The sequence below is a fragment of the Halomonas sp. QHL1 genome (assembly GCF_001882345.1).
Lineage (GTDB): Bacteria > Pseudomonadota > Gammaproteobacteria > Pseudomonadales > Halomonadaceae > Vreelandella.
Map to the genome: position 1 here is coordinate 252,291 of NZ_MINL01000001.1, position 25,863 is coordinate 278,153.

A 25,863-nucleotide genomic window follows, 5' to 3' on the forward strand; every position below is an offset into this window, starting at 1 on the left:
GGAGATGGCATGACGCTGAGTCCAGGCGAAATATTAACGGCGCTCGCGAAAGTATGGCCCAAGTCACCACTGCCCGCTGACCTGCCTAAGCTGCCGGATCAGCTGCGCATTGAAATGAATACGCGCACGCTCACCAAGGGCGACATTTTTGTAGCCGTGCCTGGCAGTCAGCGCGATGGGCGCGATTTTATTGAGCAAGCCCTTGAGGCTGGGGCTTCGCTTATTTTAGCGCAGGCATCTCATGGCGATGTACAGCTTGAGGGGCGGGTACTGAAGCTGCCCCATCTGTCGTCGCGTTTAGGCGAGCTGGGGCGGGCACTGTATAAAGTGCCCAGTGACCTGGAAGTAATTGCAGTAACCGGTACTAACGGTAAAAGCTCTGTTACTCACTATATTGCGGCCCTCAGCGAAGCATTGGGAACACCTGCAGGTCTTGTCGGCACCTTAGGTGTGGGACGCCCTGGCGAGCTGAGTGATAGTGGCTTAACCACACCTGGCCCCTTGGCGCTGCAGGCGACGCTGGGTGAGTTGGCCCAGCAGGGCGTAAGGCGTGTTGCCTTGGAAGCTTCATCTCACGCTCTGGATCAGTATCGGTTGGAAGCGGTCAATGTCGGCGTCGGGGTATTTACCAATCTGACTCGTGACCATTTGGATTACCACGGCAGCATGGCGGCCTATGCGGCTTCGAAAGCCAAGCTGTTTCGCCGTTCTGAACTCAGTTTGGCAGTGGTGAATGGAGATGACCCCTTGGCGCGCCTAATGCTGGCTGGTGCTAGTAGCCGCGTACGTGTGCTGGCCACTGGCCAAGATGAAGCCGTTACGTTGCGGGTGCTGGATTGGCAGGCGTTTGAGCAGGGGCAGCAAGCGATGATTGCGACTCCCGACGGCGAGAAGATGCTGCGTTTGAAGTTAATGGGTCGCTTCAACTTAGATAACGTGCTGCTGGCGATGGCCGTGCTGTATGGGTTAGGCGAATCCCTCGATGCGCTGTTCGATGCAGCAACAGCGCTATCACCGGTGCCAGGGCGGATGGAGCGCTATGGCGATGGGGACGCCCCCAGCGTGGTGGTGGATTACGCCCACACGCCGGATGCTCTGAAGAGTGCCCTTCAGGCGCTACGCGCTCACTTGGGCGACGCGGGTAAATTATGGTGTGTGTTTGGCTGCGGAGGGGATCGCGATACGGGTAAGCGAGCCGAAATGGCTCGAGCCGCCGAGCAGTTGGCCGATCACATCGTCGTCACCGACGATAACCCGCGCAATGAATCTGCCGCGCAAATCCGTGAGCAGATTTTGACCGGGTTCTCAGCGGCATCGCAGCCGATTGAAATCGCTGATCGTCGCGAAGCCGTATCAGCGGCCATTAAACAAGCTGGCGCTCAGGATGTGGTGCTGATCGCTGGAAAAGGGCATGAGGCGTACCAGGAGATCCAGGGGGTACGCCACCCTTACGCCGATAGCGAAGAGATCCAGCGCGCCTTTGCCCTGCGGAGAGCACAGTAATGCACTGGGCTCTTGGCCAAGTGGCCGCGGCGCTCGGCATCGAAGCGCCGCCAGGAAGTGCTCAGATAGCCGTCAATTCAGTCGTTACCGACAGCCGTAAAATTGAGCCTGGGTGTCTGTTTATTGCCTTAAAAGGGGTTAAGTTCGACGCCCATGATTTTGTCGAACGTGCCCAGGAGTTAGGCGCTGCGGCGGCTCTGGTAGAGGCTACCGTTGCCAGCGACTTACCCCAGCTGGTTTGCCCCGATACGCGGCTAGCCTTAGGGTTACTGGCCGGTGCACATCGGCGCACGTGGCATGGCCCGTTAGTGGCAGTCACTGGCAATAGCGGTAAAACCACGGTGAAGGAGATGTGCGCTGCACTACTGACGCCTTTAGGCGAGGTGTTAGCAACCGAGGGGAATTTGAACAACGATTTCGGTGCGCCGCTGACCCTATTGCGATTGCGCCAGCAGCATAAAGCCGCTGTGATAGAGCTAGGCGCTAATCATTTGGGTGAGATTGCCTGGACTGCGCCGCTTGCACTGCCCGATATTGCGATTATTACCAATGTGACCGGCGCCCATGTGGGCGAGTTTGGCGGTATGGGCCAGATAGCCCAGGCGAAAAGTGAATTGCTAGCCGGGCTAGGTGAGCAGGGTACGGCCATATTGAACCGCGATGATGATTACTACTCCTTCTGGGCTTCTCGAGCGGCCCCAAGGCGAGTGGTCAGCTTTGGTTTTCATCCCCAGGCTGATGTCAGCGCCTCAGCGCTTTCCTGTGATCCTCAAGGGCGGTATGCTTTCACGCTGCTGCAGCATGGCCAGGCGCTGGGCCAAGTGCGTTTGCCGCTGCTCGGCAAGCACAATGTCAGCAATGCTTTAGCTGCCGCCGCTGCGGCACTAGCGCTGGGTGTGTCGGCAGAGCAGATCATTGAGCGCTTGGAATCACTGCAAACGCTAGCGGGTAGGCTAACCGTGGTGCCCGGTTTGCGGGGTGCCAAGCTGCTGGATGACACTTACAATGCTAACCCGGGGGCGGTCAAAGCGGCCCTGGATACGCTGGCGAGTTTCCCGGGCCCGCGCTGGTGTGCGCTAGGCGCCATGGGCGAGCTGGGGCAGGATTCAGCGGCGTTACACGCAGATATTGGCCGCTATGCCGCTGCACTTGGCATTGATGAGCTGCTGACGCTGGGCGATGCCGCACGCGCTGCAAGTGAAGCCTTTGGTCGTGGGCTGCATTTTAACGATTACGAGGCGCTAACGCGTCATGTCACTAATACTTTGCCGCCGGACACCACTGTACTGGTGAAAGGGTCGCGCAGTGCGGGCATGGAACATGTCGTTAATGCACTGCGTTCGGATAAATAAGGTAAACGCCGTTCATGTTACTTCACTTGGCGAATTTTCTATCGCAGTACCAATCTGATTTTCAGGTAGTTAACTATTTAACCCTGCGCGTGATTTTAGGCGCTCTCACGTCGTTAATGCTCTGCTTATGGCTTGGGCCATGGATGATCCGCAGGCTGGTCGAGGGGCAAATCGGCCAATCCGTACGTGACGATGGTCCTCAGTCCCACCTTTCCAAGGCGGGTACCCCGACCATGGGAGGGGCGATGATTATATTGGCCATCGCCCTCAGTACTTTGCTCTGGGGAGACTTAACCAACCTTTATATCTGGGTGGTGTTAGGCGTCACGCTAGGTTTTGGTGCCATCGGCTGGGTCGATGATTACCGCAAAGTAGTCGAGAAAAATCCGCGTGGGCTACCCGCCCGCTGGAAGTATTTCTGGCAGTCAGTGGTAGGGCTTGGAGCGGCAGTGCTGCTCTATTTGACCGCCTCGACGCCGGTCGAAACCAGTTTGCTGGTACCGCTGTTCAAAGAGGTCGCTCTACCGCTGGGCGTTTTCTATATCGTGCTTAGCTATTTTGTGATTGTGGGCAGTTCCAATGCGGTTAATTTGACCGATGGTCTCGATGGCTTGGCGATTATGCCCACGGTGCTGGTGGCCATGGGCTTGTCGGTGTTTGCTTATGCCAGTGGCAATACTGTTTTTGCCGAGTACTTACATATTCCGTTCATTGCAGGTACCGGCGAGCTGGCGGTTTTTTGCGCCACCATTGCTGGCGCCGGGCTGGGCTTCTTATGGTTCAACACTTACCCCGCACAGGTCTTTATGGGCGACGTAGGTGCCTTGGCACTAGGGGCTGCATTGGGCGTGGTGGCAGTGATCGTGCGTCAGGAAATTGTGCTGTTTATTATGGGCGGTATTTTTGTCATGGAGACGGTGTCGGTGATTCTTCAGGTGGGCTCTTATAAACTCACCGGGCGACGCATCTTCCGCATGGCGCCATTGCATCACCACTATGAATTGAAAGGCTGGCCTGAACCGCGGGTAATTGTGCGCTTTTGGATCATTACCGTGGTGCTGGTGCTGCTCGGCCTCGCAACGCTCAAGGTTCGTTAATGAAAGTTCGTTAATGCAAATGGCCAAGAATGGATTGACGGGTCGAAAGCATGAGGCGAGAGGGAGCCTGTGATGGTTCGAGTTGCTAAAGGTTTAACGCTAGTGGTGGGGCTGGGGCTATCGGGTCGTGCGATTTGCCGCCATTTAAGCCGTTTAAATGTGCCCTACATAGTAGCGGATACGCGTGGCGAGCCACCGGGATTGGATGACTTTAAAGCTGCTCATCCAGGGGTCGATATTCACTGCGGTCCGTTAACCTCACTGGATCTGCGTGATGTTGAAGAGGTGGTGGTTAGCCCTGGGCTTGATCCGAGAATGCCGGGCTTAAAAGAGCTGGCGGACCAGCTAAACCCGCGCACAGGTGAACCGATGGTGGTGGGCGAGATAGCCCTCTTTGTACGTGCCGCTAACGCTCCCATTGCTGCTATCACCGGATCCAATGCCAAATCAACGGTCACTACGCTGCTGGGAGAGATGGCCGCTGCCGCCGGTGTGAATGCGGCGGTGGGGGGGAATCTTGGTACTCCCGCGCTGGATCTGTTGGCCAGCCATCCCGATGCGGCACTCTACATTCTTGAACTTTCAAGTTTTCAGCTTGAGACGACTCCCTATCTTGGTGCGCGCTGCGCTGCTTTCCTGAACTTATCCGAAGATCACCTCGATCGCCATGGGGATATGCATGGCTATCGCACCGCAAAACAGCGTATTTTTATCGGTGCAAAGAGTGCCGTGGTGAATGCCGATGACCCCCGCACGTGGCCAGAACATCCCGTTGACCAAATGGCTTACTTTACTCAAGCAGCCCCTAAGGGGGACGAGTGGGGGCTGGCGTTTCACCATGAGAAGCCTACGTTAATGCAGGGGGGCAGCCCTTGGTTGGCCATCGATGAGTTAAAAATGGCCGGTCAGCACAACTACCTCAATGCATTGGCCGCGCTGGCCATGGGGCAGGCGTTGGGCTTTGCGGCTGCGCCCATGTGCAGCGCGCTGCGAGAATTTAAAGGCTTGGAACACCGCAGTGAAGTGATTGCAGAAATTAACGGCGTCACCTGGGTCAACGACACCAAGGGTACCAACGTCGGCGCTACCTTAGCGGCCATTAATGGCATTGGTGCAACGCTGGAAGGGCGTTTGATTCTACTGGCGGGTGGGGTAGGAAAGGGCGCTGATTTTTCCCCTTTGGCCGAGCCTCTTTCTAAGTGCGCGCGGCACGTGCTGCTTTTCGGTTTAGATGCTCCCCGGCTAGCTGGCGCATTGATTGAACACGTCAGCATTCAGCAGGTTGAGGATTTAACCCAGGCGATGGAGGCAGCTTTTGAGCTTGCCCAGTCGGGAGACTGCGTGCTGCTCTCGCCCGCCTGCGCGAGCCTGGATCAGTTTGCCAACTACCAGCAGCGCGGCGAAGTATTTCGCCGCTGGGTGCAGGGCAAAACATCACCTACCGCTGGGGAGGCGCTATGAGCCGAGTTCAGCGTCTTCGTACGGTGCTTACCACGCGCGATCTGCCCTGTGATATTTGGCTGATTATAGCGGCGGTTGCCTTGGCGGGGTTGGGCTGGGTGATGGTCAGTTCGGCATCGATTGGTTTGTTGGAAGATACCTATCACTACTCACGCCAGCACGGTATCTTCCTGGTGCTGGCCATCATGGCCTGCATCTTTATGCTCTGCGTGCCGCTTGAAGTCTGGCGGCAGAATGCAGCGCTGATTCTGCTCGTTTCTATTTTCCTATTGGTTTTAGTGTTGTTTGTTGGTCAAGAGATCAATGGTAGTAAGCGTTGGATAGCGCTGCCGGGGCCCTTGCCGAGTTTACAGGTCTCCGAATTTGCCAAAGTCGGGCTGATTTTCTACATGGCGGCGTTTATGTCGCGTTTCACCTACGATTTGCGTCGCCGAGCGTTCAGCATGTGGCGCCCACTAGCCGTGCTGGCGGTGCCCGCTGGGCTGCTTTTTTTAGCGCCTGATTTCGGCGGCATGGTGGTCTTTACCGTTTGTGTGATTGGTATGCTGATGATGAGCGGTGCATCGCTCGTGCTGCTGCTGGGCAGCGGGACACTCCTTGGCTCTGGGGCGGTGATGATGGTGGTAATTGAGCCCTACCGGCTGGCGCGCTGGACGAGTTTTCTAGATCCCTGGGCCGATCAATTCGCAACCGGCTACCAGTTAACCCAAGCGTTAATCGCCTTCGGGCGGGGACATGTAACGGGCACAGGCTTGGGTAACAGCGTGCAAAAATTACACTATCTGCCCGAAGCACATACCGACTTTATCTTTGCGGTAATTGCTGAAGAGCTGGGCATGATCGGCGCGATTATCGTCGTACTGTTATTCACTCTATTGATTGCCCGCGCTATGTGGGTAGGTCGTAAAGCGGAGCTTTCAGGGCATCTGTTTGGTGCTTATGTCAGTTACGGCATCGGCTTTATTGTGGCCGCCCAGGCGTTTATTAACATGGCGGTAAGTTCTGGGCTGTTGCCGACCAAAGGGCTAACGTTGCCGCTGATGAGCTATGGCGGCTCTAGCCTGTTAGTCACTGGCATTATGGTCGGGTTACTGCTGCGCACAGATGCCGAAACACGTCATCGGCCGCGACGCGCGTCCACCCCGTATAAATCCCGCCATGAGCCGCGTTTATCCTAACGCTATGCCGCTTGGTGTTATCAGGAGTTTGATGTGACGACTAACGTTAGCCGACGAGTACTGATTATGGCAGGGGGCACTGGCGGCCATGTGTTTCCAGCATTGTCACTCGCCAACGCTTTGCAGGCGGAGCAGGTCGACGTTGAGTGGTTGGGCAGCCCTAGAGGGATTGAAAACCGTCTGGTGCCCGAAGCGGGCATTAAATTACATACGATTGCGGTTAGTGGGCTGCGCGGCAACGGCTTGATGGGGTGGCTCAAAGCACCGCTGAATCTTAGCCGTGCGATCTTGCAGGCACGCGCCGTTATTCGTGACTTCAAGCCCCATGTGGTGGTCGGCTTGGGTGGATTTGCCAGTGGACCTGGCGGGTTGGCAGCATGGTTGACGCGCGTTCCCTTGGTTATCCATGAGCAGAACGCCGTGGCAGGCCTGACTAATCGCGTACTGTCGCGATTGGCTAAGCGCACCTACGCCGCCTTTCCTGAGGCTTTCGGGGAGCGTGCCGAGGTCATCGGCAACCCGGTGCGTGATGATATCGCCGCCTTGGGGAGCTCACCACTAGATGAGGAAACGCTCTCTTCCCGGCCTCTACGCTTGTTGGTGGTGGGCGGTTCGCTCGGCGCTGTCGCGCTTAACGAACGCTTGGCTCCTGCACTGGCTGCGCTGCCCATTGAGCGGCGCCCTCAAGTACGCCATCAGGCGGGTAAGAGTCGTGATGAGGCCACTACTGAAAATTATCAACAGCACGGCGTGAGCGCTGAGGTTAGCCCCTTTATTGACGATATGGCCGCCGCCTACGAGTGGGCCGACTTAGTGGTGTGCCGCTCCGGCGCGCTGACAGTCGCGGAGTTAGCTGCTGCGGCCAAACCCGCACTACTAGTGCCATTCCCTTTTGCCGTCGATGATCACCAGCGGATCAATGCCCAGGTGCTAGTCAAGGCGGGAGCGGCAGTGTGTGTGGTTCAATCTGAGCTCACCGTTGAGCGGTTAAGTGAATTTTTAAATCAATTGCTCGTCCCGAATACCCTGGTAGCGATGGCGGCCAATGCACGCCAAGCTGCCCATTTAGACGCTACAAAGCGCTTGGCTGAAGGGTGTTTGGCGATGGTGCCGTTAGGAGACCCCGCGTGATCGATTCAGACAAAACCATAGCACCCTCACGTTCTGCCGCTGGCCCCGGCATGCGCCGAATTCGGCGACTCCATTTTGTCGGCATTGGTGGCGCAGGGATGTGCGGTATTGCCGAAGTGCTAGCGAATCAAGGCTACACCGTGAGCGGTAGTGATGCGAAGACCTCTTCGGTCGTGGAGCGGCTGCGTCAATGCGGTGTTAGTGTCGCGATCGGGCACGCCGAGGCCAATGTCGAGGGCGCTGATGTGGTGGTGGTGTCGAGTGCCATTGATGAAACCAATCCAGAAATACGTTGGGCCCATGAGCACCGTGTGCCGGTAGTGCGCCGGGCTGAAATGCTTGCTGAGCTAATGCGCTTTCGTCACGGCATCGCCGTGGCGGGCACCCATGGCAAAACAACCACGACCAGCTTGACGGCGACGCTGCTGGCGGAAGGAGGGCTTGACCCTACCTTTGTGATTGGCGGGAAATTAACCAGTGCCGGTGCCAATGCCCGCTTAGGCGAGGGGGACTATTTAGTTGCCGAGGCCGATGAGTCCGACGCCTCCTTTTTGCACTTACAGCCGATGGTGTCGATTGTCACCAATATCGATGCTGACCATATGGCGACCTATGGTGGCGATTTTGAGCGGCTCAAAAGTACTTTTATCGAATTTCTCCACAACTTGCCGTTTTATGGCTTGGCTGTGCTGTGTATCGATGACCCCCATGTGCGCGTGCTGTGCGAGCAGGTGAAGCGGCAGTTCGTGACCTATGGGTTTGACAGCGATGCCGATTACCGGATTGTTGATTTTGCCCAGCGTGGTGGTGAAGTGTCGTTCACAGCGTTACGCCCTGGCGGCGCTGCGCCGTTAGACGTGCGTTTGGCTATGCCGGGGCGCCACAATGCCCTAAACGCCATGGCGGCGATTGTGGTGGCTACCGATGCAGGCGTGAGTGATAGCGCTATTCTGAGTGGTCTGGCAGGTTTTGCCGGTGTCGGTCGCCGTTTCCAGGTGCATGGTCACTTTCCTGCGCCCCACGGTGGCGGCGATATCATGCTGGTGGATGACTATGGTCACCATCCCCGGGAGGTTGACATGGTGATACAGGCAATTCGCGCCGGATGGCCGGATCGTCGCCTGGTTATGCTTTATCAGCCCCATCGCTATAGCCGTACCCGCGATTTATACGAAGATTTTGTCAGGGTGCTTTCTCAAGTCGATACGCTGGTGCTGCTCGATGTGTACAGTGCCGGTGAAGCGGTTATCCCTGGCGCTGAGGGGCGCACTTTGGCGGGCTCTATTCGTCAGCGTGGTGACGTTGACCCGCTATTTGTCGAGCACAAACATGAACTGCCTGCGCTATTAACCAACGTATTGCGCCCAGGCGATATTTTAATCACCCAGGGCGCCGGTGATGTGGGGGGAATCTCCATGCGCTTGGCACAGGCACAGCTAGCGATGAACGAGGTGGATCTGTGAGCGTTGACGTAACAACTCCCCAGTCTCTTGAAAAAGTCGTTGTCGTTTATGGAGGAACCTCCGCTGAACGCGAGGTGTCGCTGAAAAGCGGTGCGGCGGTGCTTGAAGCGCTGCAGCGTAAAGGTGTCAATGCTTGCGGCTATGATCCCCGTGACAATGGCTTGGTCGGTTTAGAGCAACTGGCTCCCTCGCTGGTCTTTGTGGCTCTGCATGGCCGCGGCGGCGAAGATGGCACTTTGCAGGGAGCTTTGGAGCTGCTCGGTATTCCTTATACCGGCAGCGGGTTGCTCGCTTCGGCCCTGGGGATGGATAAGCAGCGCACCAAGCAGGTATGGAGCGCGGTTGGGCTACCCACTCCTGAAAGTATTATGTTGGAGGCAACGTCGGAGTGGTCCGCCGTTGTCGAGCAACTTGGCCTGCCGCTGATTGTGAAGCCCGTGCATGAGGGGTCGACGCTGGGCATTAGCATCGTGAAAAGCCAGGCAGCGCTTGAAGCGGCCTATCATGAGGCCGCCCAGTTCGATGCCCGCGTGATGGCGGAGCGCTTTATAGTGGGCGACGAATATACCGTTGCGCTGCTAGGTGATCAGGTGTTACCTGCGATTCGAGTTGAAGTGCCCGGAGGTTTCTACGACTACGAAGCCAAATATATCGCTAATACTACCCAGTACCATTTGCCCTGTGGCTTGTCGGCGCAAGACGAGGATGAGCTTGCATTGCTCTGCCAACAGGCGTTTGCCGCTATCGGCGGAGTAGGCTGGGGTCGGGTTGATGTCATGCGCGATAGCGAAGGGCGTTTTTGGCTATTGGAAGTCAATACGGTACCTGGCATGACCGATCATAGTTTGGTACCTCAAGCGGCGGCTCATGCGGGCATAAGCTTTGATGAACTGGTGCTGCAAATACTCAACACCGCAGGTGAGCAGTTCACAGCATGACTAATGACTTATTCAAAAGCGGCTTTTTAAAAAGTGCCTTATGAAAAGGCGTAACGCTTGGTTGGGAATTCTCCTGCTGGCGCTGCTGATGGGAGCAGGCGGGCGGGCGCTTTGGCTGTGGCTAGATCGTCCGATTGAGCGGGTGTCGATTCGCGGCGAATGGGAGTACGTCAGCGCCGACTACCTGCGTACTCAGTTGGCGCCTCTGGTGGTCGATGCCACTTGGCTATCTGCTGATTTGGGTGAATTGCGCGACCGTGCGCTGCAAGTGGGCTGGTTAAATGAAGTGCGCATTTCCCGTGAGTGGCCGAATGCACTGGTCTTTGAGCTGGTTGAGCAGGAGCCCGTGTCGCGCTGGAATGATGACTTCTTACTTAACTCTGAAGGCGAGCCTTTCGCTTTTGCGCCATTATCACCACCCACAGGTTTGCCCGATCTAGCAGGCCCTGCTGGCAGCAGTGAAGAAGTGTTGGACTATTACCATCGGTTAAAACTGCACTTTGAACAATTATCGCTGAATCTTACTCAACTTCGTTTAGAGCCGCGTGGTGCCTGGCGGCTGCAATTAAACGATGGTGCTTGGGTGATGTTAGGTCGGCGGCAGCATGAAGTACGCTTAGCACGGTTGTCGGCTTCTTGGCAGCGTGAGTTGTCGTCTCTTGGTGAGCAGATCCGCTATATTGATCTGCGCTATCCTAACGGTGTTGCGGTTGCCTGGCATGGAGAAAGTGAATTTGCGGTGCAAGATGAGTAACTCTTCTATTACTTAATGCAAATAAGGTGTAAAAGTGAGTGGTTGCCATCGTTGAAAAAGTCAATAATCAGCTTTAAATTGCTACCCAAGCCTATTATTGTGGGTTTGTGCTAGTCGTATTGCGACTAATGTTTCTATACTATGGTCCAGCTGCGGTTTAAATAGTTTTTAATTTCGACTATTGGCACTTAGCGATTGTCTGAAAAATAGTACTGATTATTTTGGGTAGCACGCTTTCAATGTTAAGCGTTGGATTAAGCGCCACCCTATTTATATTTATTTTTAACAATGACGCAAGGAGATTTCCCGACTCATGGCAGGCTCACCCAACGCATCCAATATGGTGGTCGGGCTGGACATTGGAACGTCCAAGGTCGTCGCGATAGTCGGTCAACCTACCGATGATGGCGGAATTGAAATTGCAGGTATTGGTTCGCATCCTTCGCGTGGCATGAAGCGTGGCGTGGTGATCAATATTGAATCAACGGTGCAGTCAATCCAGCGCGCCGTTGAAGAAGCGGAGTTAATGGCCGGTTGTGATATTCACTCGGTATACGTTGGCGTGGCAGGCAGCCACATTAGCTCAATGAACTCGGATGGCGTAGTCGCCATTAAAGAGCGTGAGGTGACACCCTCTGATATTGAACGAGTGATTGACTCCGCACGGGCGCGCGCTATCTCAGAAGGTCAGCGAGTGCTCCATGTGCTGCCCCAAGAGTTCTCGATTGATGCTCAAGGTGGCATTCGTGAGCCGCTCGGCATGTCCGGGGTGCGCTTGGAAGCGCAGGTGCACTTAGTGACAGCCGCTTTAAACGCGGTGCAAAATATCGAGAAGTGTGTGCGCCGCTGTGGTCTTGAAGTTGATGCTATTATCTTAGAGCAGCTCGCCTCTAGTATGGCTGTGCTTACTGAAGATGAGCGTGAACTGGGCGTCTGTATGGTCGATATTGGTGGTGGAACCACCGACATGGCTATTTTTAGCGAAGGCGCCATACGCCACACGGCGGTGATCCCTATCGCTGGGGATCAAGTCACTAACGATATCGCCATGGCGCTGCGAACACCCACGCAGCACGCTGAAGAGATCAAAGTTAAATACGCTTGCGCGCTAACCCATTTAGCCGCAAGCGATGAAATGATTAAAGTACCTAGCGTAGGTGATCGTCCTGCGCGTGATCTATCGCGTCAAGCGCTCGCTGAAGTGGTAGAACCACGCTATGAAGAGCTATTTACGCTAGTAAGAGACGAATTGCGCCGTAGTGGCTATGAAGACATGGTGGCTGCTGGGATAGTACTTACCGGTGGTACCTCGCGCATGGAAGGGGTTAGCGAATTGGCGGAAGAGATTTTCCATATGCCCGTTCGCATCGCATGTCCGCAGAATGTAAGAGGTTTGGCGGACGTCGTGTGTAACCCCATTTATGCGACGGGCGTTGGTCTGCTGCATTATGCCTTGCAGGAAACGCGTCATGGGCAAGGTCTAAGAAGCCACGGGGGAGTGGTTGCAGCCCACAGGGGTCGCAACGAGCTTGCCCGGCGTGATATCAAGGAAGACCATTCGGCGCTGGCAAGAATTAAAGGCTGGTTCAAAGGAAATTTCTGACAGGGCCGCAAGCGCGGTTCAGGAGACGGGGCTTATGTTCGAATTGGTAGATAACGCACCCTCGAGCAGTGCGGTCATCAAAGTGGTTGGTGTTGGCGGCGGTGGCGGCAATGCTGTTAACCACATGGTCGAAAGCAATATTGAAGGCGTTGAGTTTATCTGCGCCAACACGGATGCCCAGGCGCTCAAGCGCTGTGCAGCAAAAACCGTGTTGCAACTGGGTAGCGAAATCACTAAAGGATTAGGCGCAGGTGCCAATCCTGACGTGGGCCGCCAAGCAGCAATGGAAGACCGCGAACGCATCGCGGAATTGCTGGTAGGCGCTGATATGGTGTTTATCACTGCTGGTATGGGCGGTGGTACGGGCACCGGAGGTGCTCCGGTGGTTGCCCAGGTCGCCAAAGAGTTGGGCATTCTCACCGTTGCGGTGGTGACTCGCCCCTTCCCCTTTGAAGGGCCTAAGCGTATGCGCGCTGCTGAAGAGGGCATGAAAGAGCTCTCTGAGCACGTTGATTCGTTGATCACTATCCCCAACGAAAAGCTACTTTCCGTGCTGGGCAAGAACGCCACGTTACTGACAGCCTTCAGTGCAGCTAACGATGTGCTGCTGGGTGCTGTTCAAGGTATCGCAGAACTGATCACCAGTCCGGGTATTATCAACGTCGACTTTGCTGACGTGCGCACCGTTATGTCTGAAATGGGCATGGCGATGATGGGTACCGGAGGGGCGACAGGCGAAAATCGTGCTCGCGAAGCTGCCGAGAAAGCGATCCGCAGTCCGTTGTTGGAAGATATCGATCTTCACGGCGCACGCGGTATCTTGGTCAACATCACTGCTGGTCCTGATTTGTCGATCGGCGAGTTCAATGATGTGGGCGCTACAGTTCAAGAGTTTGCTTCTCCGGATGCCACCATCGTCGTCGGCACCTCCATTGATATGGAAATGTCTGACGAACTGCGTGTCACCGTTGTTGCCGCTGGCTTGGATGGGCAAAAACCTAAAGCGGCTGCTCGCGAGCCGGCCCGTCGTTCTGCAGCGGAATCCTCTGATTACCGCAAGCTGCAGCAGCCAACGGTGATGCGTCAGCAGGCAACTGCACGCGCTGAAGCACCTGAAACAGCCGCTAAACCTCGTCCTGAAAAGCGTCGTGCTTCTGAAGCCGATGATTACCTGGACATCCCCGCGTTTCTACGCCGCCAGGCGGATTGATTCTCGAAATCAGGCTCATTGCAACAGCGAGCGAGCGTTTTATTGGCTAAAACGCTCGTTTGCTGTTAAAGTGAACACTGTTTGATAACTTTTTCCCTGCGGTTATTACCGTCATAAGAGCTCGGCTACTATCCATGATCAGACAACGCACCCTACAAAACGTCATTCGCGCCACTGGAGTGGGCCTGCATTCAGGCAAAAAAGTCCATCTAGCTTTGCGTCCGGCGCCGGCCAATACTGGGATTGTGTTTGTTAGAACCGATCTGGATCCCGTTGTACACGTACCTGCACGGGCAGAATTGGTCGAAGATACCAAATTATGTACTGCTCTTGTCTTTAACGGGGTCAAGGTAGCTACCGTTGAGCACTTGATGTCAGCCTTTGCTGGCCTGGGTATCGACAATGCCTATGTGGATGTTAGCGAACCTGAAGTACCCATTATGGATGGTAGCGCGAGTCCGTTTGTTTTCTTGATTCAGTCAGCGGGTATTTTGGAGCAGGATGCTGCGAAGAAATTTATTCGCATCAAGCATCGTGTGGCAGTGACTGATGGCGACAAAGAAGCGGTTTTCTTACCCCATCAAGGGTTCAAGGTCTCCTTTGCCATCGACTTTGATCACCCTGTTTTTGAGCAGCAAAAGCAGACCGCGTTAATCGATTTCTCGACCACGTCTTTCGTCAAAGAAGTCTCCCGTGCGCGTACCTTCGGATTTATGCGTGATTTAGAGTTTTTACGCTCTAATAACCTAGCGTTAGGTGGCAGTTTAGATAACGCTATCGTGGTTGACGATTACCGCATTGTTAATGAGGGAGGTTTGCGCTACGAAGATGAGTTCGTTAAGCATAAAGTGTTAGATGCTATCGGCGATCTGTACCAGCTGGGTTATAGCTTGATCGGCGAGTTCCGTGGAGTGAAGTCAGGTCACGCGCTGAACAACCAGCTATGCCGCGAGTTGATGGCGCAGCCCGATGCCTATGAGATTGTCACCTTTGAAGAAGACAAAGCGGTGGCACCGATTTCCTATGCCGCGCCCGCAATGGCCTGATGTAGCTAGGCTTAGCTTTTTATATAAGCGCTTTTTTACTTTTGATTCATAAAGCATCGCTTAGGCGGTGCTTTATGCTTTTAAGAGTGTGGCAATAGGTCGCTAAGCCTGATTAGTAGAGAAGACAGTGTGAGCGTTACTTGGCTGGCCGAGCATGAGAGGCAAGGCGTTCCAGGGCGCGTTTTAACGTAGGATTGGTAGTGTCTTCAGCGCACTCGGCTAGCGTTTTACCTGCATCGGCTGAAAGGGTACGTGTATTGCGCGGTGGTGCCACGATAGGGCGCACCGGGCGTACTTTAAAGGTAAAACCGCTTACCCCTTCAAAGCCGGGCAACTGATGAAGCAGTTCTAATAAGCGCCGTTGTTCAAAGCGCAACCATGTCAGCCAGCCCGCCTGACCACTAATTAGGGTTAAGCGTCCTTCGCTAAAGCCGCCAACAAAAATATGCTCACGCATCTCTTCAGGTAGATGCGCGCGCAGGTGCCGTTGGGCCTGATCGATTAAGCGAGACAGGCGCATTAACTTATTAATATCGCCCGACTTTGAGAGCAGGCGGGCGATGGGCTGTGCGCGAGAACGCTTAACCTTTATACTCATACGCTTAATTCCTAGGGTACCGCTAACCTAGGGTACCGCTAATGATGAGGTCGCAAATATTAGCCGATTTCATTTTAGTCGATTTTACCACGCCCAGGAGCCTGTCTACAGCATGTCACCTACGCTTGATGTTCAATCAGCTTTGCCGCGGCGCAATCGCCGTTACGGTTTAGCGCGTTGGTGGCTGGCCGGTCTTCTAGTGAGCTGCCTTTTGCCCGCCAGTTTAGGCCCTACGGATGCGTTCCGTAGTGGCGAGCGTAGCGTCACTATCTGTTTCTGGGTGCCTGCGATTTTGCGCGCGCAGTCCCACTGGATTGCTAAGCGCCGGAGGGCTCTGCAGCGCTGGGCACAAAGTCCCCAGCATTTTGCTCCTGTACGATGTCTATGTCACTGGCTAGCCCCAATGGCTATGCTGGTCGCCGCACGGGATGTTTTGACCCAGCGCGGCCCACCTTTCCGACGAGTCTGCCGTTAAAACACCTACTTTGTGCATGCTCTGTAGATAATGAGCATGTTGAGAAAGGGCAAAGTCCGATGGGACGCTCGTGAATACTTGGATATTTCATGCTTAATAATTTATTACGCAAAGTCGTTGGTTCTAAAAATGACCGCGATGTTAAACGCATGCACAAGAATGTGCCGCAGATTAACGCCTTAGAAGCAGAGCTCGAGGCGATTAGCGATGCTGAGCTGCAAGGCAAAACCGCTGAGCTGCGCCAGCGCTTAGAAGCCGGTGAGTCTCTGGATGCACTGCTAGCGCCCGCCTTTGCAATCGTTCGAGAGGCCAGTAAGCGCGTTATGGGCATGCGCCACTTTGATGTGCAGATGGTGGGTGGCATGACCCTGCACCGTGGTCGTATCGCTGAAATGAAAACCGGCGAGGGTAAAACGCTGGTAGCGACGCTGGCGGTGTATCTGAATGCACTGCCGGGTAAAGGCGTGCACGTGGTCACGGTAAACGACTACCTGGCCCGGCGTGATGCCGAGTGGATGCGTCCGCTGTATGAATTCCTAGGCTTGTCTATTGGCGTGATCTTTTCCGGTCAGACTGGCGAAGAGAAGCGTCATGCATACCACTGCGATATTACCTACGGTACCAACAACGAGTTCGGCTTCGATTATCTACGCGATAACATGGCGTTTTCGTTAGAAGATAAAGTCCAGCGTGGCCTACATTACGCAATTGTCGATGAAGTTGACTCGATTCTTATCGATGAAGCGCGCACGCCACTGATTATTTCCGGCGCGGTAGATGAAAATACCGACCTTTATAAAGTCGTTAATCAACTTGCCCAGCAGCTTGAGAAAGGCGAAGAGATTGAAGATGACGAGGCCACGGTTGTTGGTGACTTCTTGGTCGATGAAAAGCAGAAGCAGGTAGAGCTAACGGAGCAGGGGCATAATAAAGTTGAAGAGTTAATGCGCGCTGAAGGCTTATTGGGCGATGAAGAGTCGCTGTATGCCGCGCAAAATCTTAACTTGCTGCAGCATATGCACTCGGCGCTGCGTGCCCGTTATCTCTATAACCGTGATGTCGACTACATTGTTTCTGAAGGTCAGGTGGTGATTGTTGATGAGCATACTGGCCGCTCTATGCCAGGGCGCCGCTGGTCGGAAGGGTTGCACCAAGCTGTTGAGGCCAAAGAGGGCGTCACGGTGCAGCGCGAAAGCCAGACGCTCGCCTCAACGACTTTCCAGAACTATTTCCGTCTATATGAAAAATTAGCCGGGATGACCGGTACGGCGGATACTGAAGCCTTTGAATTTCGTCAGATTTACGGTCTAGATGTGGTGGTGATTCCCACCAATCGGCCATTGGCTCGTAAAGACCTGAACGATTTGGTTTATTTGAGCGCTGAAGAGAAGTACGAAGCGATCATCAAGGATGTCAAAACCGAAACCGAAGCCGGGCGTCCAGTACTGGTAGGTACGGCTTCGATTGAAACATCCGAGTACCTTGCCAAGCTGATGCGCGATGCAGGGCTGACGTTCAGCGTGCTTAACGCCAAGCAGCACCAGAGCGAAGCCGAAATTATTGCTCAGGCAGGCCGCCCAGGGGCGATTACGATTGCCACCAATATGGCCGGTCGTGGCACCGATATCGTTCTAGGCGGTAACTGGGAAGCCGAAGTTGCCAAGTTGCAAAACCCCACTCAAGAACAGGTTGAAGCGTTAAAAGTCGAGTGGCAAGCGCGTCACGATGGCGTGCTCGCCGCTGGCGGCCTGCATGTGGTGGGTTCGGAGCGCCATGAGTCACGGCGTATCGACAACCAGCTGCGTGGCCGTGCTGGGCGTCAGGGCGACCCTGGTTCGACACGCTTCTTCTTATCGCTTGAAGATAGCCTGATGCGCCTGTTTGGCTCCGACCGCGTCAAACGCTTGATGCAGGCATTGGGCCTTGAGCATGGCGAAGCCATTGAGCATAAGATGGTCTCTAACGCCGTTGAGCGTGCCCAGAAGAAAGTCGAAGGACGTAACTTCGACATTCGTAAGCAGCTGCTTGAGTACGACGACGTTGCCAACGATCAGCGCCGTGTTATCTACGACCAGCGCAATGAGATTCTGGCTGCGGACGATGTCGCTGATGCCGTTATCGGTATCCGCGAAGAGGTGATGGAGACGGCCATCAGCGACTACGTGCCGCCCCAGAGCCTGCCCGAGCAGTGGGATCTGCCCGGTTTGGAAGCGTACCTGAAAACTGAGCTCAACCTTGACGCACCCGTAGTTAAATGGGCCGCCGAGGATGACCGCTTCAGTGAAGAACAGCTACGCGAACGGCTGCAGACGATGCATCGCGAGGCCTATGCAGCCAAAATCGAGGCGGCGGGTGAGAAACTGATACGTCGCTTTGAGAAACAGGTCATGCTGCAAGTGCTGGACACGCGCTGGAAAGAACACCTTCAGTCGATGGATCATCTGCGTCGCGGTATCCACCTACGCGGTTATGCCCAGAAAAATCCCAAGCAGGAGTACAAGCGTGAATCCTTTGAACTCTTCCAGCACCTGCTCGAGCACATTAAAGCCGATGTAACGCGCATTCTGAGCCACGTGCAGGTTCGTCAGCCCGAGGAAGTAGACGCCCTTGAGCAGCAGCGTCGCGAAGCGCTGGCCCGGGAAACCGCCACGGCGGCAAGCCGTCATGGCGCCCCGGCCCCGGAGCAGGCCGAAACCGAGCAGGAAGCACCTGGCGTTGATGGCCGACCTGTGCGTCGCGAAGGCCCAAAAGTTGGCCGCAACGACCCCTGTTTTTGTGGCTCGGGTAAAAAGTATAAGCAGTGCTGTGGAAAATTAAGCTAACGGCGCCCGTTTTTAAGACCGTTTTTGAGACGGTTAGTAAAACGGTCTGTGTCTAAAGGAGAGAGTCATGGCGGTTGGAAACACTCCCTTTCCAGAGTTGCCACCCCTAAAAGGGGTGCGCCTGGGGGTTGCAATGGCGGGTATCAAAAAGCCGGATCGTCGTGATGTTGTGGTGATTGAGCTGCCCGAGACCGCGACGGTGTCAGGGGTCTTTACCCGTAATGCGTTCTGCGCCGCGCCCGTTTTGGTGGCCAAGCAACACCTTGAACAGTGTCGGGCAGGCAACCGTTCGCCACGCTTTTGGCTGATCAATACCGGCAATGCCAACGCGGGTACAGGCGAAGCAGGTTTGCGCGATGCGCGAGCTAGCTGTGCTGAGCTGGCTAAACAGGCGGGCGTGTCTGAACAGGACGTACTGCCATTTTCAACCGGTGTGATTGGTGAGCCGCTGCCGATGGAGCGTCTGCTCGCGGGATTGGCACCGGCGCTTGAAAGTTTGTCCAGCGACAGTGTTGCCTGGGAGCACGCAGGCCAGGGCATTTTAACCACCGACACTCGGGCCAAAGGTGCCACCTGTGCGGTTGAAATAGGTAATCAGCAGGTAACGATTAACGGCATCACTAAAGGGTCCGGCATGATCAAGCCCAATATGGCGACCATGTTGGGATTTGTGGTGACCGATGCGGCTATCGAGGCATCGCTACTGGATCGGCTGCTGCGTGAAACAGTCGATCGCTCGTTCAACTGCATTACCGTGGACAGCGATACCTCAACCAATGACGCCTGTATGCTGGCGGCGACCGGCACAGGTCCGCGCATCTCTGATGATGAGCAGATTGCTGTTTTCAGCAACGCCCTACAGCGGGTAATGACCGAGCTGGCGCAGGCGATTATTCGCGACGGCGAGGGCGCAACTAAATTCGTTACCCTTCAGGTTGATGAGGCGAAAAGCCGTCAAGAGGCGCTTGATGTGGCCTTCACCGTTGCGCACTCACCGCTGGTTAAGACCGCCCTTTACGCCTCAGACGCTAATTGGGGGCGTATTTTGGCTGCGGTTGGGCGAGCGCCTGTGAATGACTTTGACGTCAATCGTGTGGTGATTGATTTAGGCGATGTGCGGTTAGTTGAAAATGGCGGGCGTGCTGCAGGCTATACCGAAGCGGCAGGAAGCGCCGTCATGGCCCAGTCGGAAATTACCATTCGCATTAACTTGGGGCGGGGCGAGGAAAGTGCCACAGTATGGACCTCCGACCTCTCCCATGACTATGTGTCTATTAACGCGGATTACCGCAGCTAGCTAGTCGGCCCTGAAAGGGGCGTTGGTTGGCAGGGGTAGTGGGCACATGCAGTGAATAAAGACGTAACGAGTATATGAGTCTATGAGCATAAAGGTAAAACGACGGGTTCACGTCGCGGCGGCAGCGATTATCAGCGCCGATCAACAGCAAGTACTGATCGCTCGTCGGCCATCAAACGTAGATCATGGCGGGCTTTGGGAGTTTCCGGGCGGCAAATTGGCCCCTTATGAAACCGGGCTTGAAGGGTTAAAGCGTGAGCTGCACGAAGAGCTCGGCGTTGAGATTGTTTGTGCTCAACCGTTGATTCGCGTCCATCATGAGTATCCCGACAAGCATATCCTGCTAGATGTATGGCAGGTGCACGAGTTTGCTGGCGAGCCCTTTGGGCGAGAAGGGCAGGCGGTGCGCTGGGTGCCTATGAGTGAACTCTCCAACTATCCTTTCCCGGCGGCAAATTTACCGATTCTGCGAGCGGTAAGACTGCCTACCGAGTATTTGATTACCGGCGAAGAGGCTGACGAAGCGCGCTTCGATGCATTTTTGGAGCGCGCACTACGTGAAGACAAGATTCGCCTGGTGCAGCTGCGCGCCAAGCAGTTGGATGAAGCGGCTTATCTGGCCCGTGCCCAGCGTGCCTTGAGCCTGTGTCGTGAGCACGGTGCACGACTGCTGCTCAATGGTGAGCCGACGCTGCTTGATCACATTGACGCCGATGGCATTCATTTGACCAGCGAGCGTTTGATGCAGCTTGAGCGTCGTCCGATTGCCGAAAGCAAGTGGTTGTCGGCATCGACGCACAATCAAACGCAGTTGACTCAGGCGGCGGTGTTAGGCTGCGACTTTGTTAGTTTGTCGCCGCTGCGCACCACGCCGTCGCACCCTGAAGTGTTCCCGCTCGGCTGGCATGATTTCCAGCAGTTGGTTGAGCGCGCAGGCATGCCGGTGTTCGCACTTGGCGGCATGACGCGCTTTGATGCCAATCATGCCCGTGCCGTGGGCGCTCAAGGTATCGCCTCAATTCGTGACTTCTGGAAATAAACGGCCGCGTTAGCCCGCCGTGTGTCATCAAAAAAGCCTGCCTGGGTATTTCTCCCAGGCAGGCGTTTTGTTTTTTTATTGGGGTTTTATCGCGGGGTTAGTCGCGGTAGCGGCGAGTTAAATCCCCATAAGCATCTACGCGACGATCCCGCAGGTACGGCCAGATGCGGCGGGTATTTTCACTGCGCGCCATATTTAGCTCAACGACTAACTGCTCGGTCGCTTCCCCCGCATGGGCCAATAGTTCGCCTTGCGGCCCGCAGACAAAACTCCCCCCCCAGAACTGAATGCCGTCTCCCACCCCAGAATGATCCGCCTCAAAGCCAACTCGATTGGCCACTAGCACAGGCAAACCGTTGGCCACACCGTGTGCGCGCTGAATCACTGTCCAGGCATCTTTTTGGCGGCTCTTTTCTTCGCTATCGTCGTTGGGGTCCCAGCCGATCGCCGTGGGGTAGAGCAGTAAATCGGCACCGGCTAGCGCCATAAGCCGTGCAGCTTCGGGATACCACTGATCCCAGCAGACCAAGACGCCGAGGCGGCCCACGGATGTTTCGATCGGGGTAAAGCCCTCTCCGCGAGCGCTGTCATGATCACCCGGTGTGAAGTAAAACTTCTCATAAAATCCAGGATCATCGGGAATGTGCATCTTGCGATACTGGCCGACGCGACCTTTGGCGCGGTCATAGACCACGGCGGTATTGTGGTAGAGGCCCGGTGCGCGGCGCTCAAATAGCGAGCCGACCAGGACGATGTTCAATTCCTTGGCAAGCGCTGCTAGACGTTGGCCGGTCGGGCCGTCGAGGGGCTCTGCTAGGTCAAACAGCGAAGGATCTTCATACTGGCAAAAGTAGTGAGTGGTATGCAGTTCCTGGAGCAGTACCAACTGGGCGCCTTGCGCAACGGCACTGCGAATACCTTCTTCGCTTGCTGACAGGCTTTGGGCTTTGTCCGGCCACGCGGGTTGCTGCACAACAGCGACGGTTAGCGTCGAGCTTGATTTAATCGACATGGTGGCTCCTTTATTCAGTGGTATCACCCGAACCCTGGGCAAGCGTGCCTTGTGGAAGCTGCATGGTTAAACAGTGCAGGCTGCCATGTTGGCGAATAACGCTGACACACTCAATCGGAATTAGCGTGTGCTCGGGAAAAGCAACCGCTAGCGCGTTCAGTGCAGTGACATCCGACGGGTCGCCGTAGGTAGGCACCAGTACGGCCTGATTGATGATCAGGAAATTCGCGTAGGTGGTGGGTAGGCGGTGGCCATCTTCCGGGTCAAAGCAGGCTTGGGGCCAGGGCAGTGGAATAAGCTGGTAGGGTTCGCCATTGCGTTGCCGGAAAGCCTGCAGCTCTTGCTCCATCGCCGCCAAGGCCGCGTAGTGCGGGTCGTGGGGGTCATCACAACGCACATAGGCGATGGTGGTTGGGTTACAGAAGCGTGCCAGGGTATCAATATGGCTGTCGGTATCGTCGCCCTCTAAATGACCGTTGGCCAGCCACAGCACACGGTCAACGCCGAAGTCTTCGCCAAGCTGCGCTTCTACATCTTGACGAGATAGCGTGGGATTGCGATTGGGATTAAGCAGGCATGCTTCAGTGGTGAGCAGGGTACCTTCACCGTCGGTTTCTATACCACCACCTTCCAGTACCAGATCACGCGAGGCCACCGGGCAGGCCCAGGCGCCCGCATCAGCAAGCGACTGGGTGAGCAAGTTATCGCGCTCGGCGGGAAATTTGCCACCCCAGCCGGTGAACGTGTAATCGAGTAGCAATAATTGGTCATCTTCGTCGATCACGCTGATCGGGCCATGATCCCGCGCCCAGGTATCGTCGGTGGGTGCGACAATAAGCTGCAGGCGTTCGGCTGGCACAGCGTAGGCGTGAAAAGTGTCGGTTAAGCGCTGTTTAGTGGGCTCGTCGGGTACGCAAATAAGCACGCGCTGATAGCGCGCGGTGGCAATCACAATGCGTTCGAGAGTAGCTTCGATGCGCGCAAGCAGAGGCGCCCAATCGCCGTCTGGGCGTGGCCAGGTCAGTTGTATCCCATCCTGGGGATACCATTCGGGTAGCAAACGATACGTCATAAAAGCGCAGCCCCACGGTCAACAGTAAATCGGCGCAATGTAGGGCGTGGCGGGGCAAGTTGCAAGCGTAACGTTTTTATTCTGAACGCTTACGGTCCAGGCCGCTCTAATGGCCGTTTGAACATGCAGAGAGACTAAAAAAACCGTACCATGAGCGCTTATTGATAAGGAATGACGCCATGCTTGATCGTTTGCCTTTTCTGGTGGGGCTGCGCTACGTGCGCGCTAAACGCCGGAACCACTTTATTTCGTTTATTTCGCTCACCTCAATGTTGGGGCTAATGTTGGGGGTCGCCGTACTTATTTTGGTGTTGTCGGTGATGAACGGCTTCGACCACGAGCTGCGCACGCGTATTTTAGGCATGGTGCCCCACGCTAAAATTGAGTCCCGGGTAGGGATGGTGGAGTGGGAAACGTTAGCCGAAGAGTTGATGCAGCGCGAACGGGTCATTGGTGCGGCGCCTTTCGTTGAGCAGCAGGGTATGTTCTCCGTGGGTGGGCGTAATCAGGGCGCCATGGTCAACGGCATCAATCCAGAGTGGGAAGACCGAGTGTCGATTATTGGCGAGCACATGCGTCAAGGCGAGCTGACTGATCTGGTTCCCGGTGAGTGGCACGTGGTGTTGGGCTCAATGCTGGCACGCAACCTGGGCGTTGGCGTGGGCGATCGAGTGACGCTGCTGGTGCCTGAAGCATCGATTACCCCTGCGGGGGTCTTTCCGCGCTTAAAACGCTTTACCGTCAGCGGTATTTTTAGCGTCGGTGCTGAGCTAGACGCTAATTTGGCCTATGCCAATATTGAAGATATGCAAACGCTTGCTCGTCTTGGCGATGCGGTGGGCGGGCTTCGCCTAGAGTTGGATGATCTGTTTGCCGCCAGTAGCGAGACCCAGGCGATTCTCAATGAGCTTGGCCCGGAGTATCGCGGCAGTGATTGGACCCTCTCCCAAGGTAATCTTTTCCAGGCGATACAGATGGAAAAGCGCATGATCGCGCTGCTGTTAACCGTGATTATCGCTGTAGCGGCGTTTAATATCGTCTCGACGCTGGTCATGGTAGTCACCGACAAAAGCGCGGATATCGCCATTCTGCGTACGATAGGTGCTAAACCGAGCTCGATTATGGGGATTTTTATTGTTCAGGGCATGGCCATTGGGTTGATTGGTATCGCCATGGGGGTGGCCGTTGGTGTACTGCTGGCGCTGACCATAGCTGATCTGATTGGCTGGGTGGAAGGAACGCTGGGCATTCAGTTCTTGGATGCTGGTGTCTACTTTATTAGCAACCTGCCTTCTCGTCTGCAGTGGAACGATGTAATCAATATCGTATTGGCAGCCTTTGGACTGACGTTCCTGTCAACACTCTACCCCGCTTGGCGGGCGGCAAAAGTTCAGCCAGCGGATGTGTTGCGCTATGAATAATGGCTTCAGGAATAACGGTTCAAGGAACAAGGATGACACGATGTCTATGAATTCGACGTCTCGCAATGCCGGGCAAGAGGCCGCGGTCATGCTCGATTGTCAAGCGCTGACACGCACCTACAGTGAGGGGCCCCAGGATCTGACGGTACTGGATAACCTCAGTTTGCAGATGCGCGCCGGAGAGCGGGTGGCCATTGTGGGTAGCTCAGGTTCGGGTAAGACAACGCTACTAAACCTGCTGGGCGGCCTTGATCGTCCCAGTAAAGGCAGCGTAGTTATCGCTGGTGAGCCGCTATCAGGGTTGAATGAAGCGGCGCTGGGCAGCTTTCGTAACCGCTACATCGGCTTTGTCTACCAGTTCCACCATCTGTTGGCGGAATTTACCGCCGTCGAAAATGCGGCGTTACCGCTAATTATTCGCGGACAGTCGAAAAAGGTAGCCGAGAAGCGGGCCATGCAGATACTCGAACGGGTAGGTATGCAGCCGCGGGCAGATCATAAGCCGGGGGAACTTTCCGGTGGGGAGCGTCAGCGGGTGGCGATTGCCCGAGCGCTGGTCACCGATCCTAGCCTGGTGCTGATGGATGAGCCAACGGGCAATCTGGATCAAACCACAGCAGCAACGATTTTGGCGCTGATGGATGAACTGGCCAAAGAGAGCGCCTGTGCGTTCGTGATTGTGACCCACGACGTTAGCCTGGCAGCCCATCAAGACCGCGTGCTTAAGCTGGATGCGGGTAAGCTGGTCGAGCAGGCACCGACGCTTTAACCGTCGAGTTCAATCCTCAAACCTTATCGTCAAATTCTGCTTCTATCTGTGCACGCCGCTGCCGACGTATCTGGCGGCGGCGTTTCCAGTTATGGGAGACGTGCCAGCGCCAGATCAAGCGAATGCCAATATTAACGACGATGGCTAACATTACCGCTGTTACCAAAGAGCCGACGATCAGTGGCGGCATAATGTCGTGCATCTGTTCGGCGATCCAGCGCGTTGAAATACGTGAGGGTGCCTCCCGCACGGGCGCGCCGAGGATAAAGGTGCCAATCCAGTAGTTGCCGTAAAAAATCAACGGCATCGTTAATGGATTAGTAATCCATACCAAGCCCACCGAGAGGGCTAAGTTGCAGCGTGTTAGGCGCGCGCCCAGCGCGGCAACGACCATCTGAAAGGGGATGGGCAGCATCGCACAGAACACGCCCACGCTAAACGCATTGGCAACGCTTCGGCGAGTTAAAAGCCACAAACCCGGATCTGCAATCAGCGGTGCCATAAAGCGTAGCGAGCGCTGTTTCCTGATAGTGTCGGGTTTGGGCATGTAGCGCTGCAGGAACCTGCGCGGCATGACGGATACTCTTACCTATCGATGTGGCCCATTATCCATATCGAGCTG

The 25,863-nt window shown here is 55.4% G+C and carries 22 protein-coding genes; 18 read left to right on the plus strand and 4 right to left on the minus strand.

Translation table 11 applies throughout. The annotated features are described in order from the left end of the window. Window positions 1-9: 9 nt before the first annotated feature. The 12 genes from QHL1GM_RS01175 to lpxC all read left to right on the plus strand — a co-directional run bounded on the left by QHL1GM_RS01175 (window position 10) and on the right by lpxC (window position 14,736). The gene (locus tag QHL1GM_RS01175; RefSeq protein ID WP_071692844.1) at window positions 10-1,503 is read left to right on the plus strand and encodes a UDP-N-acetylmuramoyl-L-alanyl-D-glutamate--2,6-diaminopimelate ligase; all 1,494 of its coding nucleotides are present in this window, start codon (window positions 10-12) and stop codon (window positions 1,501-1,503) included. Next, window positions 1,503-2,855, plus strand: coding sequence for a UDP-N-acetylmuramoyl-tripeptide--D-alanyl-D-alanine ligase (gene murF / locus QHL1GM_RS01180; RefSeq protein WP_071692845.1), 1,353 nt, complete (start codon window positions 1,503-1,505; stop codon window positions 2,853-2,855). Before QHL1GM_RS01175 ends, murF begins: the two co-directional genes overlap by 1 nt. A 14-nt stretch (window positions 2,856-2,869) precedes the next feature. Then, the gene (mraY, locus tag QHL1GM_RS01185) at window positions 2,870-3,952 is read left to right on the plus strand and encodes a phospho-N-acetylmuramoyl-pentapeptide-transferase (protein WP_071692846.1); all 1,083 of its coding nucleotides are present in this window, start codon (window positions 2,870-2,872) and stop codon (window positions 3,950-3,952) included. Between the two features lie 72 nt (window positions 3,953-4,024). Next, window positions 4,025-5,413, plus strand: coding sequence for a UDP-N-acetylmuramoyl-L-alanine--D-glutamate ligase (murD, locus tag QHL1GM_RS01190; protein WP_071692847.1), 1,389 nt, complete (start codon window positions 4,025-4,027; stop codon window positions 5,411-5,413). Further along, window positions 5,410-6,591: a putative lipid II flippase FtsW gene (ftsW, locus tag QHL1GM_RS01195; protein WP_071692848.1), complete on the plus strand. Its 1,182-nt coding sequence runs from the start codon at window positions 5,410-5,412 to the stop codon at window positions 6,589-6,591. Before murD ends, ftsW begins: the two co-directional genes overlap by 4 nt. Before the next feature lie 33 nt (window positions 6,592-6,624). Next, window positions 6,625-7,722 (plus strand): undecaprenyldiphospho-muramoylpentapeptide beta-N-acetylglucosaminyltransferase, encoded by a 1,098-nt coding sequence (murG, locus tag QHL1GM_RS01200; protein ID WP_071692849.1) that lies wholly within the window; start codon window positions 6,625-6,627, stop codon window positions 7,720-7,722. A gap of 50 nt (window positions 7,723-7,772) precedes the next feature. Next, on the plus strand, window positions 7,773-9,185 hold the full coding sequence (murC, locus tag QHL1GM_RS01205; protein ID WP_071695869.1) for a UDP-N-acetylmuramate--L-alanine ligase: 1,413 nt from the start codon (window positions 7,773-7,775) through the stop codon (window positions 9,183-9,185). Further along, window positions 9,182-10,123 (plus strand): D-alanine--D-alanine ligase, encoded by a 942-nt coding sequence (locus QHL1GM_RS01210; protein ID WP_071692850.1) that lies wholly within the window; start codon window positions 9,182-9,184, stop codon window positions 10,121-10,123. Before murC ends, QHL1GM_RS01210 begins: the two co-directional genes overlap by 4 nt. 40 nt (window positions 10,124-10,163) lie before the next feature. Next, on the plus strand, window positions 10,164-10,877 hold the full coding sequence (locus QHL1GM_RS01215; RefSeq protein ID WP_071692851.1) for a cell division protein FtsQ/DivIB: 714 nt from the start codon (window positions 10,164-10,166) through the stop codon (window positions 10,875-10,877). A 313-nt stretch (window positions 10,878-11,190) separates the two neighbouring features. Then, on the plus strand, window positions 11,191-12,480 hold the full coding sequence (ftsA, locus tag QHL1GM_RS01220) for a cell division protein FtsA (RefSeq protein ID WP_071692852.1): 1,290 nt from the start codon (window positions 11,191-11,193) through the stop codon (window positions 12,478-12,480). Between the two features lie 34 nt (window positions 12,481-12,514). Further along, complete coding sequence (ftsZ, locus tag QHL1GM_RS01225) at window positions 12,515-13,690, plus strand: cell division protein FtsZ (RefSeq protein WP_071692853.1); 1,176 nt, start codon at window positions 12,515-12,517, stop codon at window positions 13,688-13,690. 134 nt (window positions 13,691-13,824) lie between these two features. After that, complete coding sequence (gene lpxC, locus QHL1GM_RS01230) at window positions 13,825-14,736, plus strand: UDP-3-O-acyl-N-acetylglucosamine deacetylase (protein ID WP_071692854.1); 912 nt, start codon at window positions 13,825-13,827, stop codon at window positions 14,734-14,736. A 136-nt stretch (window positions 14,737-14,872) separates the two neighbouring features. On the opposite strand, the gene QHL1GM_RS01235 is transcribed toward lpxC, so the two are convergent. Continuing rightward, window positions 14,873-15,334 (minus strand): DUF721 domain-containing protein, encoded by a 462-nt coding sequence (locus QHL1GM_RS01235; RefSeq protein ID WP_071692855.1) that lies wholly within the window; start codon window positions 15,332-15,334, stop codon window positions 14,873-14,875. Window positions 15,335-15,446: 112 nt separating this feature from the next. Here QHL1GM_RS01235 and QHL1GM_RS01240 point away from each other — a divergent pair, with 112 nt between their 5' ends. The 4 genes from QHL1GM_RS01240 to QHL1GM_RS01255 all read left to right on the plus strand — a co-directional run bounded on the left by QHL1GM_RS01240 (window position 15,447) and on the right by QHL1GM_RS01255 (window position 20,967). Then, window positions 15,447-15,809: a hypothetical protein gene (locus tag QHL1GM_RS01240; RefSeq protein WP_071692856.1), complete on the plus strand. Its 363-nt coding sequence runs from the start codon at window positions 15,447-15,449 to the stop codon at window positions 15,807-15,809. An 89-nt stretch (window positions 15,810-15,898) separates the two neighbouring features. Beyond that, complete coding sequence (gene secA / locus QHL1GM_RS01245; RefSeq protein ID WP_071692857.1) at window positions 15,899-18,631, plus strand: preprotein translocase subunit SecA; 2,733 nt, start codon at window positions 15,899-15,901, stop codon at window positions 18,629-18,631. A gap of 67 nt (window positions 18,632-18,698) precedes the next feature. Then, window positions 18,699-19,928, plus strand: a complete 1,230-nt coding sequence (gene argJ, locus QHL1GM_RS01250) for a bifunctional glutamate N-acetyltransferase/amino-acid acetyltransferase ArgJ (RefSeq protein ID WP_071692858.1) — start codon at window positions 18,699-18,701, stop codon at window positions 19,926-19,928. An 82-nt stretch (window positions 19,929-20,010) separates the two neighbouring features. Further along, window positions 20,011-20,967, plus strand: a complete 957-nt coding sequence (locus tag QHL1GM_RS01255; RefSeq protein WP_071692859.1) for a Nudix family hydrolase — start codon at window positions 20,011-20,013, stop codon at window positions 20,965-20,967. Between the two features lie 97 nt (window positions 20,968-21,064). Here QHL1GM_RS01255 and QHL1GM_RS01260 read toward each other — a convergent pair whose 3' ends face one another. Then, window positions 21,065-21,979, minus strand: a complete 915-nt coding sequence (locus QHL1GM_RS01260; protein WP_071692860.1) for a carbon-nitrogen hydrolase — start codon at window positions 21,977-21,979, stop codon at window positions 21,065-21,067. 10 nt (window positions 21,980-21,989) lie between these two features. After that, a complete protein-coding gene (locus QHL1GM_RS01265) occupies window positions 21,990-23,051 on the minus strand; it encodes an agmatine/peptidylarginine deiminase (RefSeq protein WP_071692861.1) in 1,062 nt (353 codons plus the stop codon). A 179-nt stretch (window positions 23,052-23,230) separates the two neighbouring features. On the opposite strand from QHL1GM_RS01265, the gene QHL1GM_RS01270 reads away from it, so the two are divergent. Then, a complete protein-coding gene (locus QHL1GM_RS01270) occupies window positions 23,231-24,472 on the plus strand; it encodes a lipoprotein-releasing ABC transporter permease subunit (RefSeq protein WP_071692862.1) in 1,242 nt (413 codons plus the stop codon). A gap of 40 nt (window positions 24,473-24,512) precedes the next feature. Beyond that, entirely contained in the window at window positions 24,513-25,241 is a 729-nt protein-coding gene (locus QHL1GM_RS01275) for an ABC transporter ATP-binding protein (protein ID WP_139245589.1), read from the plus strand. Between the two features lie 16 nt (window positions 25,242-25,257). Here QHL1GM_RS01275 and QHL1GM_RS01280 read toward each other — a convergent pair whose 3' ends face one another. Then, window positions 25,258-25,815 (minus strand): DUF2062 domain-containing protein, encoded by a 558-nt coding sequence (locus tag QHL1GM_RS01280; RefSeq protein ID WP_071692863.1) that lies wholly within the window; start codon window positions 25,813-25,815, stop codon window positions 25,258-25,260. Window positions 25,816-25,863 lie beyond the last annotated feature (48 nt).